The 19,299-nt window shown below is 70.1% G+C and carries 19 protein-coding genes and 1 tRNA gene; 9 read left to right on the top strand and 11 right to left on the bottom strand.

Annotated elements, in window-relative coordinates:
* Positions 1-201: 201 nt before the first annotated feature.
* Both H036_RS22615 and H036_RS24425 read left to right on the top strand, forming a co-directional pair.
* Positions 202-606 carry a DUF5994 family protein gene (locus tag H036_RS22615; RefSeq protein ID WP_017934912.1) on the top strand — a complete coding sequence of 135 codons (405 nt, stop codon included), beginning with the start codon at positions 202-204 and terminating at the stop codon, positions 604-606.
* A 91-nt stretch (positions 607-697) separates the two neighbouring features.
* A complete protein-coding gene (locus tag H036_RS24425; RefSeq protein ID WP_026145968.1) occupies positions 698-2,239 on the top strand; it encodes a hypothetical protein in 1,542 nt (513 codons plus the stop codon).
* Positions 2,240-2,608: 369 nt separating this feature from the next.
* Here the strand turns inward: H036_RS24425 and H036_RS22605 are convergent, their stop codons facing one another.
* Together H036_RS22605 and H036_RS0111365 are read right to left on the bottom strand one after the other, a co-directional pair.
* Positions 2,609-3,427 (bottom strand): COG4705 family protein, encoded by an 819-nt coding sequence (locus H036_RS22605; protein WP_017934910.1) that lies wholly within the window; start codon positions 3,425-3,427, stop codon positions 2,609-2,611.
* Positions 3,428-3,526: 99 nt separating this feature from the next.
* Complete coding sequence (locus tag H036_RS0111365; protein ID WP_017934909.1) at positions 3,527-4,258, bottom strand: ABC transporter permease; 732 nt, start codon at positions 4,256-4,258, stop codon at positions 3,527-3,529.
* Between the two features lie 116 nt (positions 4,259-4,374).
* On the opposite strand from H036_RS0111365, the gene H036_RS0111360 reads away from it, so the two are divergent.
* The 3 genes from H036_RS0111360 to H036_RS22600 are packed head-to-tail and all read left to right on the top strand — an operon-like array spanning position 4,375 to position 7,257.
* The gene (locus H036_RS0111360; protein ID WP_017934908.1) at positions 4,375-5,181 is read left to right on the top strand and encodes a COG4705 family protein; all 807 of its coding nucleotides are present in this window, start codon (positions 4,375-4,377) and stop codon (positions 5,179-5,181) included.
* 19 nt (positions 5,182-5,200) lie between these two features.
* Entirely contained in the window at positions 5,201-5,863 is a 663-nt protein-coding gene (locus H036_RS0111355) for a response regulator transcription factor (protein WP_017934907.1), read from the top strand.
* A gap of 29 nt (positions 5,864-5,892) precedes the next feature.
* A complete protein-coding gene (locus tag H036_RS22600; protein ID WP_017934906.1) occupies positions 5,893-7,257 on the top strand; it encodes a sensor histidine kinase in 1,365 nt (454 codons plus the stop codon).
* Positions 7,258-7,271: 14 nt separating this feature from the next.
* Here the strand turns inward: H036_RS22600 and H036_RS0111345 are convergent, their stop codons facing one another.
* The 7 genes from H036_RS0111345 to H036_RS0111315 all read right to left on the bottom strand — a co-directional run bounded on the left by H036_RS0111345 (position 7,272) and on the right by H036_RS0111315 (position 14,481).
* Positions 7,272-8,762, bottom strand: coding sequence for a hypothetical protein (locus tag H036_RS0111345; RefSeq protein ID WP_157417270.1), 1,491 nt, complete (start codon positions 8,760-8,762; stop codon positions 7,272-7,274).
* Between the two features lie 129 nt (positions 8,763-8,891).
* Positions 8,892-8,965, bottom strand: a tRNA-Met gene (locus tag H036_RS0111340).
* Positions 8,966-9,018: 53 nt separating this feature from the next.
* Positions 9,019-11,940 carry a UPF0182 family membrane protein gene (locus H036_RS0111335; protein WP_017934904.1) on the bottom strand — a complete coding sequence of 974 codons (2,922 nt, stop codon included), beginning with the start codon at positions 11,938-11,940 and terminating at the stop codon, positions 9,019-9,021.
* Positions 11,941-12,004: 64 nt separating this feature from the next.
* The gene (locus tag H036_RS0111330) at positions 12,005-12,610 is read right to left on the bottom strand and encodes a PPA1309 family protein (RefSeq protein WP_017934903.1); all 606 of its coding nucleotides are present in this window, start codon (positions 12,608-12,610) and stop codon (positions 12,005-12,007) included.
* Complete coding sequence (locus tag H036_RS0111325) at positions 12,607-13,665, bottom strand: YlbL family protein (RefSeq protein WP_017934902.1); 1,059 nt, start codon at positions 13,663-13,665, stop codon at positions 12,607-12,609. The genes H036_RS0111330 and H036_RS0111325 overlap by 4 nt, the downstream gene beginning before the upstream one ends.
* A gap of 63 nt (positions 13,666-13,728) precedes the next feature.
* Positions 13,729-14,007, bottom strand: coding sequence for a hypothetical protein (locus tag H036_RS0111320; protein ID WP_017934901.1), 279 nt, complete (start codon positions 14,005-14,007; stop codon positions 13,729-13,731).
* Between the two features lie 54 nt (positions 14,008-14,061).
* A complete protein-coding gene (locus H036_RS0111315; protein WP_017934900.1) occupies positions 14,062-14,481 on the bottom strand; it encodes a molybdenum cofactor biosynthesis protein MoaE in 420 nt (139 codons plus the stop codon).
* An 80-nt stretch (positions 14,482-14,561) separates the two neighbouring features.
* Between H036_RS0111315 and H036_RS22595 the strand changes: the two genes are divergently transcribed.
* The 3 genes from H036_RS22595 (at position 14,562) to H036_RS0111300 (ending at position 17,027) form a co-directional block, all read left to right on the top strand.
* Positions 14,562-15,887, top strand: coding sequence for a zinc-dependent metalloprotease (locus tag H036_RS22595; RefSeq protein ID WP_017934899.1), 1,326 nt, complete (start codon positions 14,562-14,564; stop codon positions 15,885-15,887).
* Positions 15,884-16,471 carry an NUDIX domain-containing protein gene (locus H036_RS0111305; protein WP_017934898.1) on the top strand — a complete coding sequence of 196 codons (588 nt, stop codon included), beginning with the start codon at positions 15,884-15,886 and terminating at the stop codon, positions 16,469-16,471. Before H036_RS22595 ends, H036_RS0111305 begins: the two co-directional genes overlap by 4 nt.
* A gap of 103 nt (positions 16,472-16,574) precedes the next feature.
* Positions 16,575-17,027, top strand: a complete 453-nt coding sequence (locus H036_RS0111300; RefSeq protein ID WP_017934897.1) for a hypothetical protein — start codon at positions 16,575-16,577, stop codon at positions 17,025-17,027.
* A 9-nt stretch (positions 17,028-17,036) separates the two neighbouring features.
* Here H036_RS0111300 and H036_RS0111295 read toward each other — a convergent pair whose 3' ends face one another.
* Positions 17,037-17,579, bottom strand: a complete 543-nt coding sequence (locus tag H036_RS0111295; protein WP_017934896.1) for a M48 metallopeptidase family protein — start codon at positions 17,577-17,579, stop codon at positions 17,037-17,039.
* Between the two features lie 10 nt (positions 17,580-17,589).
* On the bottom strand, positions 17,590-18,648 hold the full coding sequence (locus H036_RS0111290) for a PHP domain-containing protein (protein ID WP_017934895.1): 1,059 nt from the start codon (positions 18,646-18,648) through the stop codon (positions 17,590-17,592).
* A gap of 487 nt (positions 18,649-19,135) precedes the next feature.
* Between H036_RS0111290 and H036_RS25705 the strand changes: the two genes are divergently transcribed.
* Positions 19,136-19,294, top strand: coding sequence for a DUF5679 domain-containing protein (locus H036_RS25705; RefSeq protein ID WP_017934894.1), 159 nt, complete (start codon positions 19,136-19,138; stop codon positions 19,292-19,294).
* Positions 19,295-19,299: the final 5 nt, after the last annotated feature.

Raw genomic sequence — 19,299 nt, 5'->3', positions numbered from 1 at the left:
AGCATTCCGGTCCCTGAGCTTGTCGAAGGGTCCAACCGCAGCGCGGAGACGTACGCCGGAGCAGGGCGCTCCGACTGCGATCGGGTCGCCACGATGGGACGGGTCGGGCCCGGCGTCTCGGCAGCGGTACCCTGGGGCCACGACTGCGACTGCCGGCTCCATCGCGAGCCCGGCACGGCAGCAACCGACAGGCGGTGGCCGATGGCCACTGACAGCCAACCCACCCGACTGGCGCTGAGCACAGCGCCGGCTCCTCGACTCTCCGACGGGACGTGGTGGCCGCGGAGTCGCCGGCTCACCGACGAACTGGACGGGCTCTTCGCCCTCTGGCCCGCGGAGCAAGGGCGGATCGCCCGGGTGCTCTACTCACCCCCCGACTGGGAGGACCGTCCGCGCTCGGTGCAGGTGACGGGACGCCGGGTCAAGACCGGTTGCTTCCCGCACGACGACACCCACGTGCTGGTCCTCTCGATGCTCGACGGCCGGCGTGTGTCGATCAGCGTGATCGCTCCCGACGCCCCGCTCGACGCGGCCAGCAAGCTTCTCGCCGACGTGGCGGCGGAGACCGCCCACGCCACGGGCGAGCGTGAAGACGTGCACGCCTAGCGGCGTGCAGACGGGGCGGGCCCGCCGGCTTACGCAGTCGGCCCGCCCGCCCCGTGGCTCCACCACCGACGTCGCAGCCCAGCAGGGCATCATGGGGACCCTCATGACACCCACGCTGATCTACCTCCACGGCATCGGCACCGACCACGACGACGCCTGGCGCGACGTACTGGCCCACGCGCTGCGCGCCGCCGGCTACCCGGGTCTCGACGATGTCGACGCCAGAGCGCCGAAGTACCCCAACACCCTGCGCTACCCCAGCGACGAGAACCATCCGCTGCCCCCTCAGACGGTTCGCCGCCTGACCACGAGCCAACGAGACGAGCTGCGCTGGCGGGTGGAGCGAGCCACCGCCGAGCTCGAGCACGAACTGGGCGCGCACAGCGCCGGCCGGCTGACGCCGCTGGCCGCCGAGACGGTGCCGGCAGCGATGCGCGCACTCCCCCAGGCGCGCCGCTACCTGGAGAACGACGCCACCCGGGCCAACACCCTTCACCGGGTGCTCGCCACCCTGCCCGAGTCCGGCCCGATCGTCCTCGTCGCGCACAGCCTGGGCAGCATCGTCGCCGCTGACCTGCTCACGCGGCTGCCAGCGGGCGTCACGGTGGCCGGCATGATCACCCTCGGCTCCCCGGCCGGACACCTCGCGCTGCACCGCGGCAGCGACAGGCTCGAGGTGCTGCGCGACCCACCGGAGAACCTCGCCTGGTGGCTCAACGTCTGGGGCGGGGCAGATCCCGTCACCGGCCTGCGTGGCATCTCCCACCGCTTCCCCTGGGTGCTCGACATCGCCTTGCCTGCAGCACGACACCCGATGGAGAACTACCTGGGCTCCCCCGTCGTCGCCACGGCGATCGGGCGCGCGCTGTTCGGCAGCCGCAGCAGGGAGATCGCCACCGCTCAGCGTCTCCCCGAGCCCTGGATCGATGACGTCGAGCTGCACGCCTACCTGCTGCTGGCCTACGGTCACTTCCTCGCCGAGCATCTACCCCACGACCGGCGCGCCCGCTTCCGCGCGGCGCTCGACGTGACCCGTGCGGATCTCACCGATCGCCTCGACCTGACCGAGACCGGCGAGCCACCCGACCCGGCTCGGCTGCGTACTTTGTCCAAGTCGACCGCGTTGATGCCGCTGCTCGCCGTGGCCACGACGAACCCGATCGCGCCCTATCACGTCGACCTCACCACCGCCGCCCGCCGTCAGGCCCTGTACGACGTGGCCGTCTGGGTCGGCCTGTACAGCGGATACGGCCGTTCGTTGCAGCGTGCGCTCACCCAGGCATCGATGGCGATCTCGCCGACGTGGGCCGACCGCGCCTGGCTGCGCCCGCGTCGGCCGAGGAGCCCGAGCCAGCTGGACCCGGTCGAGCTGACCGCCATCCGGCTCGTCGCCGCCGAGCTGGCACGACAGCAGGAAGGACTCGACTCCGACCCGGAGGTCTACCTCACGCTGACCCGCGTCGAGAGCGAGGTCAGGCGCGACCACGCACGTCTGGCGCCCTTCTCCGACCCGCGGGCGCCGGCGCTTCGGACCCTGAACCGGCAACGGCTCGCCCTCACCCGGGCGATCCGCACCTTGGAGAAGAGCGGGCTCGGCGCCGCGCCGGACGCCGAAGGCCGCGACGAGGACTGACCGGGCGGTCCTCCGAGCACGCAGTAGCCGGTCGCGAGTGTGCGGGCGTAGCGTCAGGCCAAGCCTGGCCGTTCGTACGGCGAAGAAGCGCTTCATGGCACTCAAGGCTCGATAAGCGCCTCGACCGCAACCTCTTCGGCTGGAAGATGCCGGTCTCCTGGGTGCCGTCGATCAACCCGGTCATGATCATCGCGCTCGCCCCGGTCTTCGCCGCGGTCGGGACGAAACTCGGCCCACGACGGCCCTCGACTAACACCGCCCCGCTCCTCGGGCTGATCGCGATAGCCGCCGGCGCCGCCGTACTCCTCGCCACCCGGCCGATCAGGACGCTGATGGCCGGCGTGCACTGGGGGGCTGCACGAAGAGGAGTCAGTCGAGCTCGGCGTCCATCGTCGGCAGCTCGTCGTCGCTCTGGATCCCATGTGCTGCGTGTGAGCCCTCGATGTCGGTGTGCGTCGCCGCGACATAGCCCACCAGCGCGGCGAAGATCACCAGGCCGACAAGAGTGACCAGCCCTGTCGTCCACCCGAGGCCGGGCGGACTGGCGTGCCGGCCGACGGCGAGACCATCGGCGATGCTGGCACCCAGCGGTCGCGTGAGCGAGTAAGACGCCCAGAAACAGATCACCGAGCTGACACCCAGTCGCCAGGCCACCAGCGGTACCACGATCAGAACGGCGAAGAGCACCACCGACCAGCCGTACCCCATGTGGAGGTTCTGCGCGGTCGTGTCGCCGAGCGCTGTGCCAAGGCCGAAGGTCATCAGGACCGTGCCCCAGTAGAACCGCTCTCGCCGACTGGTGGTGATCGAGTGGATGTCGAGCGTGCCCTCCGTCCGCTTCCACCAGTAGAGGAGTCCGGAGAGCAGGATGAGGTAGATCGTCGAGTCGACGTAGTACGGCGTACCGAGCGCTACATGTGGACCGTCGGCGATCATGGTGCCGAAGACGGCGACGAACAGGACGGTGATCCAGTACCGCATCGGGTGGTAGGTCGCTGCGCGGGTCTGCCACCACAGCGATGCGAAGAACCCGCCCACGCCGATGACAGCCGCGGCCGGGATGCTCCAGGTGCCGAGGAAGTCCGAAGCCGTCTCACCGATACCGGTGGTGAGCAGCTTGATGACCCAGAAGATCAGGAAGACCTCGGGGACCTTGGGTGCGGGGAAGGGGCGGTTGCGCAGCGGCATGGCGACGACGCTAGGTGCCGCGAGGACGGCGTACCAGCCGAAGGGCCCGTTGCATGCGCACCGGTCAGGTAGATGGCAGGCCGGGCGGCGCGCCCGGCCTCAATCCACGATCACGTACGGCGATCGGCTCGCCAGACCGGTGACCACGAGACCGCAGACCAGCATCGCCAGACCGATGGACGCGAGCACGACCAGCTGGAACTTCGCGGCCTCGAGGGGACCGGCGCCGCCGAAGAGCGCACCGACGAAGGCACCGGGAAGCGTCACCAGGCCGGTGGCTCGCGTCTGGTCCAGGTTCGGCAGCAGCGCTTCGCGCACCGACCGGCGTGCGATGTCGTCGTAGGCCCGGACCGGGGTCGCTCCCAGTGCGAGCCAGCCCTCCACCTCATCGCGGCGGAGCGCGGCGGTGTGCAGGAAGCCCCGTCCGGACAGGGTGGCAGCGTTCATCGCCCCACCGATCACGATGCCGCCGATCGCCACGACGTGCTGGGTGTCGAGGGTGACCAGCCGAAGACCCAGTGCGGGCACCAGAGCCGCGGTCGCACCCCCGACCACGCCCAGGGCCGCCGACCGGCGGCCGCGCGGCAGGCGGGAGAGCCTGCCTCCCGAGGTCCACGACGCCGTGGTCAGCATCAAGACGATGAACGCAACGACCGTCCACGGCACGGTGATGACGCCGCGCAGCAGCGCCGCCACGACGCCGAGCTGCACCGTCGCACGGAGCAGGGCGAGCGCCGGTTGCCATCCGAGACCCACTCGCGCCCAACGCGCCAACCCGGTGGTCACCAGCGACAGCGCAGCGAGCCCCGCCCAGAACTCGACCTGCTGCACGCCTCCATCTTCCACGGCTCGGGGATGCCATTCACCTGACCGGCGGGGCTCGAGGCCCGCGAGTGGCACCCGTGCGGTCAGGCGAATGGCACAACCGGGCCGTGACGCTCCCCGGTATGACGACGCAGACCACGCCGCCCATCACGCGCGGCACCATGCTCAACAAGGTCCCGGAGATCACCGTCTACTTCTGGGTCATCAAGATCCTGTGCACCAGCGTCGGTGAGAGCTTCGCCGACTACATCAACGAGACGCTCGGCTTCGGGCTGCTCAACACGGCGGTCCTCTTCGGCGTGGCACTGGTGGCGGCGCTGGTAGTGCAGTTCCGGACCCGCCGCTACACACCCTGGATCTACTGGCTGACCGTGGTGCTGGTGAGCGTGGAGGGCACGCTGCTGACCGACAACCTCACCGATGGGCACAACGTGCCGCTGTGGATCAGCAGCACCGTCTTCTCGGTCCTGCTCGCCACCGTCTTCGCCGCCTGGTGGGTGCGCGAGCGGACGCTGTCCATCCACACCGTCAACACCCGGTCCCGCGAGGGCTGGTACTGGCTCACCGTCCTGGTCACCTTCGCCCTCGGCACCGCGCTCGGCGACTGGACCGTCGAGCTCACCGGCTGGACCCCCGGCGTCTCGATCCTGTTGCCACTCGGCCTGATCGCACTGACATTCATCGCCTGGAGGAGCGGAGCCAACGCCGTTGCCGCCTTCTGGGTCGCCTTCGTCCTGACCCGGCCCCTGGGCGCCAACATCGGCGACTACCTCTCCCTCGACAAGCCCGAGGGCGGCCTCGGCCTGGGCACGCTGTGGCCCAGCCTCGGCTTCCTCGCCGCGATCCTCGCCGTCGTGGTCTATCTCAGCGCGACGTCCGTCGATCGCACGGAGGCGCCCATGCCCTCGGACACCGACGCCGTCGCGTAGGGGATGCGAGGATCAGGACATGGCGACGATCGGGATCTGCGAGGACCAGCCGGCCATCAGGCGCGCCCTGAGCCGCGGCCTGGAGCAGGCCGGCATGGCGGTGGTCGCAGCCTTCAACGGAGCCGAGGCGATCAGTCTCTTCGGCACCAAAGCCGGTCTGGACGCCATCGTCATGGACATCGGTCTTCCCGACGCCGACGGTCGCGACGTGGTCCAGGCGCTGAAGGCCGCCGGCCAGGACGCCCCGGTCCTCTTCCTCACTGCGCTGGGTGGCACGCACGAGAAGCTGCAGGGCTTCGCCGTCGGAGCCGAGGACTACGTCGTCAAGCCGTTCGAGATCAAGGAGGTCGTCGCCCGGCTCAACGTCCTGATCAGCCGCGCAGCGCGGCGCGATCCGGTCGACGCGGCCCTGGTCCTCGACCCGTTGCGACACACCGTCCGGTCCGAGACCGGGGAGGTGGCTCTGACGCCGACCGAGTACCGGATCCTGGCGGCGGTCCTGTCACGGCCCGACGAGGTCGTACGCCGTCAGGCCGTCGTCTCAGCAGCGTGGCCCGATGGTGCGATCGTGGCCGAGAACACGATCGACAGCTTCATCAGGCGTGTCCGGGTGAAGCTGGAGTCGATCGCGTCGCCGCTGTCCCTCGAGACCGTGCGCGGGGTCGGCTTCAAGGTCTCGTGAACAGCTCCCCCACCCGGCCTTCGCCAGCGATGACGCCCCTGCGAAGGGTCGCCTCGTGGTTCGGCTTCGGCGCTGACAACCTGTCCTACCGGCGGCGGCTGGTCAGCGTGACCGCCATCTTCGGTACGACGGTGGCGGTGCTGCTCGTCCTCGTCATCCAGGTCGCACTCTCACGCTCCTCGCACAGCGCCGTCGTCAAGGTGCTCGACGACCGCGCCGACGCGGTGATCAGCTCAGCCGAGGCGGGCACGTCCAGCGGTCTGCTCGCCATCCCGGACGCCCGGATGGACCCCGGCGTCGCCGTCTACGACCAGACCGGAGCGCTCGTCGCGGGGGTCGTACCGCCATCGCAGGCACACGTCTTCGACGAGCTGTCGACCACGAAGGTCGCTCGGCGTACGCACATCGGTGACGCCTTCGAACTGCTCGGGCAGCCGTTCACGACCCCGACCGGAGCGCACGGTGTCGTGGTCATCTCCGAGCGCCTCGACAGCTATCAGGAGATCATCCACGGCGCGCTGGCGATCTCGGTCGGCATCGGCGGCGTCATCGTCGTCCTCGCCACGATCCTGGTCGCCTGGGCGAGTCGTCGCGCGCTCGCGCCGGTGGCCCAGATGGCACACACCGCCGAGGCATGGAGCGAGCACGATCTCGACCGTCGGTTCGGTCTGGGACCGCCGTCCAACGAGATCCGGGCGCTGGGCCACACCCTCGACCGGCTCCTTGATCGCGTACGCCGCGCCATCCTCGACGAACAGCGTCTCACCTCAGAGCTGGCCCACGAGCTGCGAACGCCCCTGACCGCCGTGCTCGCCACCGCCGAGGTCATCTCCGACCGCGACGACCTCGACGACGAGCTGCGCGAGGACCTGGGATACATCACGGCGTCGTGTCATGACATGGCGGCCACCATCACCGGGCTGGTCGACCTGGCGCGTTCCAAGGCGACGGGCGCCCACACCGACGAGGCGGACGTCGAGGCCGTCGTACGCGCTCTCCTGCGAGACCTTCCGGACGCAGAGCGGATCGAGGTGGCACTCGCCTGCGACCCCCGCGTGGCTGTGACGCCCGCGCTGGCGGCGCGCGCCATCGCACCCGTCCTGGAGAATGCCGTCCAGCACGCGGACCACGTCGAGATCACCGCTGCGCAACAAGGCGATTGGACCCTCATCCGGGTCGCCGACAACGGCCCGGGGGTGCAGGAACGCGATGCCGAGGCCATCTTCGTCCCTGGCCAGACGCGCAGCGGCGGGAGTGGGCTGGGCCTCGCCCTGGCCCGCCGGGTGGCGCGCAGTGTCGGCGGCGACGTGACGCTGCAGACGCGCGCGCCATCGGGCGGCGCCGTCTTCGAGATCAGGCTTCCGGCCGCGGCACCGACCTCGGCAGATCAGTAGCCACGCCGTCGCGGTCAGTTCCTCTCGAAGACGCGCCAGTCCTCGACCGTCGTCGCCAGCCGATAGTGCTGGCGCAGCACCTGCTCCGCAGCAGTGGCATCGACGCCCCACGTGTCGAGGGAGGCGCCTGCGACCACGACCCATTGCGGGGCTTGAGGCTCGCCCATGACCGTCATCAGTTCGGACAGTCTCGGGTCGCGCACCCGGACCGAGAGACTCCACAGGTGCTCATAGGGACTCGTCATGCCGGCGTCATAGACGATGTTCGGATGTCCGAAGGCCACCACCACCGTCGTGCCCGAGCGCCGGTGCGCGGCGAGGTACGCCGAGACCTGGGCATCACTGCTCGGGGCGGGCTGGTGCGCCACACCCTGCGCGAACAGGTCCGACGTGCTGATCCCGGCGATGACGAGCGCGCCGGCCAGCAGACGTCGCTTCCAGGTCGAGGCGTGCAGAGGCACCGCGGCGACGAGCAGGACGATGCCTGGGATCAGCGCGATCAGGTAGTGCAGCCAGTAGCTGCCGCCCAGGAGGGCGCCGACGGCTTCCCAGGTGAGCACCGGCACAGCGACCCACCGCAGGTCGAGCTCGGGTGCTCTTCCCCGGGAGGGGCCCATCGGCGGCATGCCCGCTGCCACCAGAGCGACGACGGCGACGAGCGGAGCGCCCGAGAGGACCAGCGCCCGGAGCATGACATGGAGGCGCTCCGTGGTTCCGCCCGCTGCGTCGCCGTTGGCGGAGATCACCGCTCCTGCCTGGACGCGGAAGGTCACCAAGGCGTCCCAGAGTCGGGTCGGCGAGGTGCCACGCAGCCATGCCAGGCCGAGCGCCGAAACCCCGGTTGACAGCGCGCCGACCGCGAATCCGATGAGCAGCTCCCTGAGGTGCTGCCACCGCCGATCCACCGCCAGCGCCGCGCTCGCCCCGACCGCCCCGACGAAGACATCGACCATGTCCTGCTTGACCAGGACGGCCGCCATCGCCAGCACCCCGGCAGCTGCCGCAACACGGCCCAGATGAGGCTCGGCCGGGGTGAGGGCACGCACCAGCATCAACAGGCCGCCGAGGACGAGCGGGAGCGCCAGCAGCTCGCCGTCCACGTTGCCGGTGCCGAACAACGGCGTGATCACGAAGACGGCCGCAGCAGCGGCAGCGGCGCGGCCACCGATCCGGCCGGCGATCAGCACCGCGACCGCCGCCGCCACCACGCCGATGACACGCAGCGCCAGCCCACCACCCAGCAGGTCCGCACCGGCATAGATCGCCATCAGCAACGGGGGCCGGTCGACGAAATAGGCGCCGTACGTCGACGTGCCCAGATGCCATTGCGAGGCCGCCAGCAGATAGCCGCCCTCGTCGGGGGTGAGCGGCAGCCTGACGATCAGGACACGCGCGACCACGGCGAGGACGGCGAACGGGATGCCGGCCGACCAGCGGTGTCCTCGCCGCCGACGATCCAGGTGAACGTGCCTGTCCGCCGCTCCGAGGGACCCGACGACACTCACATCGGCCACCATCGCGGGGGTCGGGTGCCATTAGCCTGAGCGGCCGCAATCCCGCGGCGCGCATCCCACTCCGCCGGGCGGCAAATGCTTTCAGGCCCGGAATCCGTGGATTCCGGGCCTGAACCTTTGTAGCGGGGACAGGATTTGAACCTGTGACCTCTGGGTTATGAGCCCAGCGAGCTACCGAGCTGCTCCACCCCGCGTCGGTAGGTAGAACACTACCCCGGGCCCACATCCGGGCCAAATCGGGAGCAGGTCACTGCTGGGCGGACAGCTTCCCGGCAGCCTGCGAGACCTTCTGCTCGGCCTGCTTGATCAACCGCTCACGCTTCACGTACTGCCCGGCCTTGCCGGCCTCGTCCGCCTGGGCGAAGAGAGCCTTGGCCTGTTCGAGCAACGCGGCCGCGCCGGTGTTGGCGGGCGAGGTGGAGGGCGACGTTGACGGACCGGACGAAGGTGAGCCGGTAGGCGACGGCGTGGGCGAGCCCGTCGCACCTCCGCCGGGGGTCGTGGTCGTGCTGCCCTCTCCCCCGTTCTTCAGCGCGTCGGTCAGCGCATCGCCCAGGGTCGGGCCGTAGCCGAGCTGGCCGTCGTAGGAGACCAGCACATAGGCCAGCACGGGGTAGGAGGAGGGCGACCCGGTGGCCTGCACCGCGTACACCGGCTGCACGTACAGCAAGCCCGCCTTGGTCAGCGGCACCGTCAGCAGGTTGCCGTAGACGGCCGAGCTGCCACTGCGCGCGAAGGCACCGATCACCTCGGCGATCTTGGTGTTGTTCCGGAACGCGTTGTAGACCTGCGCCGGCCCGCTCGCGTTCTGGTCGAAGCCGGTGAGCAAGGTGATCTTCCCGTAGTTGCTCGACCCGGCCTCCGAGTTCACCGTCATGATCGACGCGAGGTTGCTGCGACTGTCGGGCACGAACGTCGAGGTCATCGACCAGGTCTGGGTGCCGTCGGCGGAGTCCAGGAACATCCGCGCGGGGGTCTGCAGGTGGCCGGGCACCGATGGCGACTCCGGGACCTGCCAGCGGTCCGAGCCGCGCAGGAAGTCGGTGGCATTGGTGACGTGATAGCGAGCCAGCTGGTAGCGCTGCACCTTGTAGAGGTAGTCGGGGTAGCGCAGGTGCGTGAGCAGGTTGGCCGGGATGTCAGCCTTGGGCTTGACCACGCCGGGGAAGGCGGACTCCCACGCCTTGAGGATCGGGTCGGAGTCCCACTCGTAGAGCGTCACGGTGCCGTCGTAGGCGTCCACGGTCGCCTTGACCGAGTTGCGCATGTAGTTGATGTCGTCGTTGGGCAGCGCGCGCAGACCCGGGGTCGCCTGGGAGGCGTCGTCGGTCATGTCGCGCAGCGACTTGCGCTCGGACTCCGGGTACTCGTCGGTGGTGGTGTAGCCGTCCACCACCCAGACGATCCGTCCGCCGGTCACCACCGGGTAGGGGTTGTTGTCCAGGGTGAGCCAGGGCGCGACCTTGTGCACGGCGGTCTTCGGGTCGCGGTTGTAGAGCACCTTGGACTGGTCGTTGACCCGCTCGCTGAGCAGGAAGCTCGCAGAGCCGAACTTCACCGCGTAGAGCAGCTGCCGGAAGGTGGAGTCGATCGCCACCCCGCCCTCGCCGTCGTACGTCGTGGTGGTGGCGTTGTCCGAACCGTTGCTGCCGAGGTCCAGCTCGACGGAGGAGGCGCCCTTCGGCCGCCCGACGACGGAGTAGTTCGGGCTGTCCTCGCCGTAGTAGATCCGGTCCTCGAACGGTCCGCCGCTGATGTCGTCGACATCGCTGGTCTGAGCCCATTGCACGTCGCGGCTCTCGGTGGTGTTCGACCGGTCGCGCTGGTTGGCGTAGGCGGCGATGACGCCGTCGCTGTGGGTGTAGACGGTGTGCAGGTTGGTCCAGTTGCGGTCGCTGCCGGTGATGCCGCTGTCCTTGACCTCGCGCACACCCAGCACCACGGCGCGGTCCTGCCCGTCGACGGAGTAGCGGTCGACGTCGAGCGGGTTGGTCACCTGGTAGTAGGACTTCACCTGCTGGGTCTGCTCGAACTGCGGCTGCAACGCCACCGGGTCGGCGACCGGCAGCGAGGATGCCTGCTCGTCGAGGGCGTCCGCGTTCGCCTTCGACGCGTTCGCGGTGTCCGGGTAGGTCTGCTCCTGCACGTGCGCGTCGTCGATCGCGTACGCCGTCCGCGTCGCGGCGATGTTGGCCGCCACGTAGGACCGCTCCTTGTCCGAGCGGGACGGGTTGACCTGGAACCCCTGCACGATGGCCGGCCAGATCAGCCCGAGCAGCACCGAGGAGAGCACCAGCAGCGCCAGCCCGATCGAGGGCAGCTCCCAGGTGCGGCGCCAGACGTTGAGGAAGAGCAGCACCGCGCAGATCACCGCGATGCCGGTCAGGATGTTCTTGGCCGGCAGCACCGCGTGATCGTCGGTGAAGCCGATGCCGGTGAACAGCGGCCCGCTGCTGTGCACCAGGTCGTAGCGGTCGAGCCAGTAGTCGACCGCCTTGAGCAGCACGAACACGCCGAGCAGCACCGAGACGTGCGCCTGCGCGGCCGGTGTCATCCGCTGGCTGCCCTGCAGCTTGATGCCGCCGTACAGGTAGTGCACCACCACTCCTGCGACCAGGCCGAGCGCGGTCGCGGTGAGGGCGAAGTCGACCAGGAAGTGCCACCAGGGCAGGTCGAAGACGTAGAAGCCGACGTCCTTGTGGAAGTGCGGGTCCTTCTGTCCAAAGGAGCCGCCGTGCCGCCACAGCAGGTAGGAGCGCCATCGGCCGGCACCTGAGACGCCCGCGAAGATGCCGCTGACCACGCTCACGCCGATCAGCAGCCAGGTGCGGATCGGCGTGATCGCGTCCCGGTAACGGCTCAGGCTGCTGTGCTCCTCTTCCGGCGTGAAGAACGGCCGCACCCGGAACGCGGCCACCATCGAGCCGCCGATCACGACCGCCATCAGCACGCCGAAGACGGCGAACAGCCCCACCTTGGTCCAGAACAGGGTGGTGAAGACGTGGCCTGCGTGGACCGAGTCGTACCAGAGGCGATCGGTGTAGAACACCGCGAACCTGTTGACCAGGACGATGGCGATGACGAGCACGAGCGCGCTCGCGGTGAGCACCCGCAGCCGGCCCGACGATCGGGGCGCCTCGGCGCGGTCGTCGTCGTAGTGCTCGCTCATGCGGGGTCCCCGTACGCCGTGGCGGGTCCAGCGGGGTCGCGCAGCGAGGAGCCGAAGGGGGTGTTCACGCGTCGCTCTCCAGAGTGGCCGCGAGCAGCTGGGTCAGCTGTGGCACCAGGTCGGCGCCCGCGGCGACCGAGGCAGCGTCGTCGTGCGAGCGTAGCCGCAGCGCGCTGTAGGTGGCACCGGCACGGGTGACGCCTGCGATGATGCGCACCTCCTGCCGGGCCGGATGACTGGCGGCGAACTCGGCCGCGGCGCTCGGGTCCTCGGGGATCTCGCCGCTGACGTCCGGCGGCAGCACGAGCCGCTCTACGACGGCAGCACAGCCCACCACGCCCTCCGGCCACACCAGCGTGGGAAGGACGTCCTCGAGCTGCACGTGCGGGGCGAGCTGGTCCTGCTCGATCGGTGTCAGCGACCCTTGGGCCGAGGCCGCGTCCAGGCCCATCAGCGAGGCCAGGGCGGGCTCCTGCGCTACCAGGGTGGCGGTGTCGACCAGCGCGTAGAGCCGCGCCGGGCGATCCCAGCCCTCCCCCGCGGCATGCTCCTCGATCTCCAGAACGGCGGCGGCCAGCGCCGGGTCGGTGTCGAGGTCGTCGTCGAGCTCGCCGCTGAACCCGTCGACGCCCTCGAGCTCGTTGTCGCGCTGCTCGTCGTACTCGCTCATGAGGCACTCCCACAGGTCGGCAGGGTCGCGTTGGGGTTCTTCACCCAGGTCTGGATCGCCTTCACGGCCGAGTCCATGGTGGTCACCTTGACCAGCCGCATGCTGCCGTTGTTGGCGCCCTCGGCGTCGTTGCAGTTGTCGGCCGGGACCAGGAAGAGCTTGGCGCCGGCGTCGCGCGCCGCCGGGATCTTCTGCTGGATGCCGCCGATCGGCCCGACGCTGCCGTCGGTCTCGATCTCGCCGGTGCCGGCGATCGGCTTGCCGTCGGTCAGCGATCCGGGCGTGAGGGTGTCGTAGATGCCGAGCGAGAACATCAGGCCCGCGCTCGGGCCGCCGATCGCCGGGTCGATGTCCACCGAGACCTGGAACGGGAACTTGTAGCCCATCCCGAGCGAGACGCCGAGGTAGGGCTTGCCGTTCTTCTCCCCGGGTGTGAACGAGACGGTGGTCTGCTTGCCGTCGCGCAGCACTGTCAGCTCGACCGGCTTGCCTGCCGGCGCCGCCTGGATCGCCTTGACCGCCGCGTCGGGCGAGGTCACGTCGGTACCGTTGACCTGCTCCAGCAGGTCGTGGGCCTGCAGGTGGCCGTCAGCCGGAGACTTCGGTACGACAGCGACGATCTCCAACATCTGCGGCACCGAGATGCCGAGCTCCTTGAGGGCCACCGCCGTGGCGGTGTCCTGCGAGCTGGCCATCTCCACCGCGCCCTCGTTGGTGTCCTCCTGCTCGGTGCCGGAGGTGTCCGGGTAGACCGCGGAGCGGGGATAGACGGCCGCGTCCCGGTCGAACCAGGCGCCGAGCAGGTCCCACAGCCCCAGACGGGTCTCGCGTCGGGTGACGGACACGGTCGTCATCCGCAGCTGGCCGCCGTCACGGTAGGCCGGGTGTCCCGAGACCTGGATGATCGGCTTGCCGTCGGGGCTCTCGTCGCCCAGCACGTTGAGCGTCACGCCGGGGCGGTAGACGCTGTAGGGCAGCGGCGCGAGCCACGCGACGAGCAGCAGCACGACGACTGCCGAGAGCGCGATCATGGCCGCCACGGAGCGCTGCTTCATGGCGCCACCTTCTCATCCGGGTCCAAGATTCACGCACCCGATGCCGGACCGAGCCGCTGCCGATCAGGAGGCGTGCTTCTCGGCAGCCCCGGACTCGCCCTTCGGCTCGCTCTTCGGCGCGGGGCGCCGCGAGGGCCGGACGGCGACTCCGGTGGACCGCTCGCGACGCTGCTTGCCGGCGGCGTACTGCTGCGGGCTGGGCTTGCTCAGCGCAGCCGCCATCCGGCGGATGGCGACCTCGGGGTCGACCTCGCCGCGGCCTTCGCGCCCGACCCAGCCGACCCACACCATCGCCACCGCCGTGACGAGCACGGACGGCACGAGCCAGAGCAGGATCTCCACCCGCTCAGCCTAGGCAGTGCGAGCCGCGGTACGGCGCAGCCACGCGGGGCGTGCTCAGGGCGTACCGACCCACTCCTCGGTGCCGTCGGCGAAGAGCTGGTGCTTCCAGATCGGCACGGTCTGCTTGAGGGTGTCGATCAGGTCCCGCGAGGCCGCGAACGCGTCACCGCGGTGGCCGGCGCTCGCTGCCACCACCACCGCGATGTCGCCGATGCTCAGGTCCCCCACCCGATGCACAGCGGCGACCTGCACATCGTGATCCGCGGCGACCCTCTCGCAGACCTCGCGCAGCCGCTCCAGCGCACTCGGGTGGGCGCTGTAGCCGAGCCCCTTCACCCCGACGCCGTGGTCATGGTCGCGCACCCGGCCGACGAAGAGCGTCAGGCCACCGCTGGCCGGGTCGTCGAGTGCGGCGCACACCTCGCCGGTGTCGAGGGGGGTCTCGCGGATGTCGACGAGTCGCACAGCGCTCACGAAACGACCCTATCCGCCGCCGCCCGCACCTCACGCGGCGCCCGCGCCGCCGTGTCCAAAGACCGCGTACCGTTGGGGGCATGAGTGAGACGCCAGGCCCAGAGGACCCGCAGAACCCGTTCAAGGGCACACCGTTCGAGGCCTTCTTCGGCGCCGGCGGCGGCCTTCCCGCCGGGATGGACCTGAGCCAGATCTTCGGCCAGATCCAGTCCCTCATGCAACCCTACGACGGCCCGCTCAACTGGGACGTCGCCCTCGACACCGCGCGCAAGAACGCCGCGGCTACGCCCGACCCGACGCCGTCCCAGCGGCAGAAGGACGCCGTGTCCGACGCCGTACGCCTCGCCGACCACTGGCTCGAGGAGACCACCGCCTTCTCGTCCGGCATCGTCACCGCCACCGCGTGGAGCAAGGCCGAGTGGATCGTCAACACCACCGACGTGTGGAAGCAGCTCGTCGAGCCGGTCGCGGAGTCCTCGGTCTCCTCGCTCTCCGGCGCCCTGCCCGAGGAGGTGGCGGCGATGGCCGGCCCGATGGCCGGCTTCCTCGGCAAGGCCGTCGGCGCGCTGCTGGCCAGCCAGGTCGGCTCCGGGCTCGGGGCACTCGCGAACGAGGTTCTCAGCCTCTCCGACGTCGGCGTCCCGCTGGCCGCACCCGGTCGCGCGGCGCTGCTGCCCACCAACGTCGCGCCGTTCGCCGAGGGACTCGGTGTCGAGGAGGACGACGTGCTGCTCTACCTCGCCCTGCGCGAGGCCGCCCACCAGCGGCTCTTCGGCGGTGTGCCGTGGCTGCGCGACCACTTGATCGGCGCGGTCCGCGACTACGCGGCCGGTGTCGAGGTCAACCTGCAGGCGATCCAGGAGCGGATCGAGGAGCAGATGCGCGGCGTGGACGTGAACAACCCCCAGGCGCTGCAGGAGCTCTTCGAGGGCGGCATGTTCGAGCTGCCCCAGTCACCCAAGCAGAAGGCCGCGCTGGAGCGGCTCGAGATCGCGCTCGCCCTCGTCGAGGGCTGGGTCGACGAGGTGGTCACGATGGCCACCGCGGATCGGATGCCGGCCGCCACCAAGCTCCAAGAGGCCGTACGCCGCCGGCGCGCCGCGGGCGGCCCCGCCGAGCAGGCCTTCGCCAACCTCGTCGGGCTGGAGCTGCGTCCGCGCCGGCTGCGCGACGCCGCCACGCTGTGGGGCTCGCTGCGCAACCGCCAGGGCGTGGAGGCCCGCGACGGCGTCTGGATGTCGCCGGCCCTGCTGCCCACCTCGGCCGACCTGGACGACCCGCTCGGGTTCCGCGAGGGCGCCGAGGCTCCCGAGGCGCTGACCGAGGCCGACTTCGACGCCGAGCTGCGCAAGCTCCTCGAAGGCGGCTCGGGCCCGACGGCAGGCGACGCCGGCGAGGACGTGTGAGCGCTTCGAGACGCCCGCTCGCTCCTCGCGGGCTGGTCAGCGACCAGCTGCGTGAGGAGGCGCTGCTGACCCTCTCGTCCTGGACGGCGCCCACCGCCGGCCAGGAAGGGCTGCGGCAGCGCTACGTCGACTACCTGGCCGCACACGCCTCCGGTGTCCTGCGCGAGGACCGGCCGCACCATCTCACCGCCTCCACCCTCGTGCTCTCCGCCGACGGGGACGCGGTGCTGCTCACGCTGCACGCCAAGGCGCAGCGGTGGTTCCAGTTCGGCGGTCACCTGGAGACCCGCGACGCCTCACTGCTCGCCGCTGCCGCGCGCGAGGCGAGCGAGGAGTCGGGCCTGACCGGCCTGGTGCTCGACCCCGTGCCTGTGCAGCTCAGCGACCACGAGGTGCCGTTCTGCGGTGAGGGGGTGCATCACTACGACGTGCGCTTCGTCGCGGTGGCGCCTGCCGACGCCGTACCTGCCGTCTCCGAGGAGTCGCTCGACGTGCGGTGGTTCCCGGTCGCCGAGCTGCCCAACGACGATCCGGACATGCTGGACCTGATCGAGCTCGCCCGCCGCCGAGAGGTCACCTTCTGACGCCCGAGAGGTCACTTTCTGCGGCTCGAGAGGTCACCTTTGGTGGCTCGAGTGGTCACCTTCGGTCGACCGAGTGGTCGCCTCTCGCGGTACGGTCGCGGGCATGCGCCGATTCCTCGCCCGGATCTTCCCGCCGCTGGCCGGCCGGATCGCCCCGGACCGGATCTTCTACGCCCCACGTTCCGACGGGCTGCCGCAGCCGGGTGAGGTCTGCTGGGCCTGGGTGCCCTTCGAGGAGGACGCCACCCGCGGCAAGGACCGGCCGGTGCTGATCGTCGGGACGCGCGGGCGCAGCTGGCTTGCGCTGATGCTGACCAGCAAGGACCACGACCACGACGCGATCCGACAGGGCCGCGGCGGGGTCGCCACCGACCGCTTCGGCCACCGCTGGCTCGACATCGGCACGGGCACCTGGGATCACGACCACCGCGCTAGCGAGATCCGGCTCGACCGCGTGCTGGTCCTGGCACAGGTACGCCGCGAAGGCTCCGCGCTGGACCGTCCCACCTTCGACAGCGTGGTGGCGGAGGCCGGCCTCTCGCAGCGCAGAAAGTGACCTCTCGGGCTAGTCCAGCTCGTCCCCCGGCGGCGCCTCGAGCTTGGCGGCGGCAGACCATCCGGCCAGGTAGCCCTTGGCCCGCTCAGCCTGCGGGAACCTGTCCACCCAGCCCCAGAACCGTGCGTTGTGGTTCGGCTCGAACAGGTGCGCCAGCTCGTGCACGAGCACGTAGTCCAGCACCCACGACGGCATGCCCTGCAGCCGCGCGGAGAGCCGGATGGTGCGGTCGATCGGCGTGCAGGAGCCCCAGCGAGCGTTCTGGTTCTCCACCCAGCGCACCGACTCGGGGATGGCCAGGCCACCGAAGTAGCGGTCCGAGAGCCCGAGGGCCCGCTTGAGCAGGTCGGCGTCGCTGGGCTTCTTGCGCTGCTCGGAGCGCTCCAGCCGGGCGACCATGGTCTCCACCCATTCCGCCTCCTGGCGGCGCGACATCGACGCGGGGATGAGCACCACGATGCGGTCGCCCTCGCGGTAGGCCGAGACCGTACGCCGCCGGCGCTTGCTGCGGCGTACCTCCACCTCCGGCCGGGCGGCAGCGGAGGTGTCCATGGAGTGCAAACTACCCGTTCGCCCAGGCCAGGAGGCGTTCTCTCGACCAGGTGTTGACGATCCTGTCGGGCTCGATGCCGGCGGCCTCGGCGCGCTCGCAGCCCAGGACGAGGAAGTCGAGCTGGCCGGGCGCGTGCGCATCGGAGTCGATCGAGAACAGGCAGCCGAGATCCCGGGCCAGCTCCATCAAGGTGGTCGGCGGGTCGCGGCGCTCGGGGCGGGAGTTGATCTCCACCGCGACCCCGTGCTCCGCGCAGGCGCTGAAGACGGCCCGGGCATCGAACGCCGATCCCGGCCTGGTGCCGCGATTTCCTGTCACCAGGCGACCGGTGCAGTGCCCCAGGACGTTCATCCGGGTGGTGGAGACGGCAGTGACCATCCGCTTGGTCATCGCCGCCTTCTCCATGGCGAGCTTGGAGTGCACGCTGGCCACCCGCAGGTCGAGCCGATCCAGCATCGCGTCGGTCTGGTCCAGCCGGCCGTCGTCGAGGATGTCGACCTCGATGCCCTTGAGCAGGGTGAAGCCGCCTGCCCCGGACATCGAGCCTGTCGCGATGTGCTCGTTGACCGCGTCCACCACACCCAGCTGCTTGGTCAATCGCTCCGCTGAGAGGCCGTGGGCGACCTTGAGTCGTGGCGAGTGGTCGGTGAGCACCAGGTACTCGTGCCCCAGCTCCATCGCGGTGAACGCCATCTCCTCGATCGGCGAGCCGCCGTCGGACCAGTCGGAGTGGGAGTGCAGGTCTCCCTTGAGACGGGCGCGGAGGTCGTGGCCCTTGTCCGTGAGCGGCCCCCCGTGCTCGCACTCGACGTCGGCCAACCGCTTCGGTACGCCGCCGGCCAGTGCCTCGGTGATCACCGTCGCAGTGCTCGATCCGACCCCGGCCAGCTCGGTGAGCGTCCCGTCGGCGACCCGGGCGCGCAGCTCGTGCTCGCTCAGCGGCAGGATCGCCGCGGCCGCGGCCCGGAACGCCTTGACCTTGTAGGTGTCCTCGCGACCCCGCTCGAGCAGGAAGGCGATCCGACGCAGCGCCGCGACCGGTCCAGCGCCGTACTCATGTCCCGACACGCCGCTCCTCGTCCTGGAATTTCTCCTCCACAACCCGTGGAGATTCGTCTGTGCAGGTCAGCGCCGGATTCGGCGCTGACTCACTCCAGGATTCCACAGCGTCGTCCACGGTTGGCCGCGGGTCGTCCACGGGGAACGGTGAGTTGTCACCAGGTCTTCCACAGTTTCATCCACAGGCTGAGGATGGCCGGCGTTGACCGACTCGGCAGGGTCTCCTAGGTTCGTGTCCAGACGAGACCCCCGGCGCCGCCGGACGTCCTTCGCAAGGGGAAGGCGAAGGACGATCCAGGCACCGGGGGTCTCTCATGTGCCCCCTCCCGGGCGATTCACGCTCGCGACACGCGGAAACATGTGTGCCCTCCGTGTTGCACAAGGCGCCCATGTGTGCCGTATGGTCGATCCGGCTACGGCATACGCCGTGGGCACCGGCGGGCTTCTCTCTCAGACCCCGTCGCGACGACCAAGAGAAATAGGCAAGGAGGCCGTCATGGCGGAGAGCTGGAGCGGCGAGTTCTACTGCGTCAAGTGCAAGGAGAAGCGCGAGGCGACCGGTGAGATCAAGGTGAACGACAAGGGCACGAAGATGGCCAAGGCCGTCTGCCCGGTTTGTGGCACCAACCTCAACCGGATCCTCGGCAAGGCCTGAGCCTT

This window comes from Nocardioides sp. Iso805N (genome assembly GCF_000364605.1).
GTDB lineage: Bacteria > Actinomycetota > Actinomycetes > Propionibacteriales > Nocardioidaceae > Nocardioides.
Note: the sequence above shows the minus strand (reverse complement) of the source record. Positions and strands in the feature narration are given on the sequence as shown.

Coding starts and splice junctions, on each gene's coding strand:
- H036_RS22595 (WP_017934899.1), top strand. CDS start 14,562: ATGAGTGAGACGCCAGGCCCAGAGGACCCGCAGAACCCGTTCAAGGGC.
- H036_RS22615 (WP_017934912.1), top strand. CDS start 202: ATGGCCACTGACAGCCAACCCACCCGACTGGCGCTGAGCACAGCGCCG.
- H036_RS0111325 (WP_017934902.1), bottom strand. CDS start 13,665: ATGAAGCAGCGCTCCGTGGCGGCCATGATCGCGCTCTCGGCAGTCGTC.
- H036_RS0111330 (WP_017934903.1), bottom strand. CDS start 12,610: ATGAGCGAGTACGACGAGCAGCGCGACAACGAGCTCGAGGGCGTCGAC.
- H036_RS25705 (WP_017934894.1), top strand. CDS start 19,136: ATGGCGGAGAGCTGGAGCGGCGAGTTCTACTGCGTCAAGTGCAAGGAG.
- H036_RS24425 (WP_026145968.1), top strand. CDS start 698: ATGGGGACCCTCATGACACCCACGCTGATCTACCTCCACGGCATCGGC.
- H036_RS0111360 (WP_017934908.1), top strand. CDS start 4,375: ATGACGACGCAGACCACGCCGCCCATCACGCGCGGCACCATGCTCAAC.
- H036_RS0111335 (WP_017934904.1), bottom strand. CDS start 11,940: ATGAGCGAGCACTACGACGACGACCGCGCCGAGGCGCCCCGATCGTCG.
- H036_RS0111295 (WP_017934896.1), bottom strand. CDS start 17,579: ATGGACACCTCCGCTGCCGCCCGGCCGGAGGTGGAGGTACGCCGCAGC.
- H036_RS0111300 (WP_017934897.1), top strand. CDS start 16,575: ATGCGCCGATTCCTCGCCCGGATCTTCCCGCCGCTGGCCGGCCGGATC.
- H036_RS0111355 (WP_017934907.1), top strand. CDS start 5,201: ATGGCGACGATCGGGATCTGCGAGGACCAGCCGGCCATCAGGCGCGCC.
- H036_RS22600 (WP_017934906.1), top strand. CDS start 5,893: ATGACGCCCCTGCGAAGGGTCGCCTCGTGGTTCGGCTTCGGCGCTGAC.
- H036_RS22605 (WP_017934910.1), bottom strand. CDS start 3,427: ATGCCGCTGCGCAACCGCCCCTTCCCCGCACCCAAGGTCCCCGAGGTC.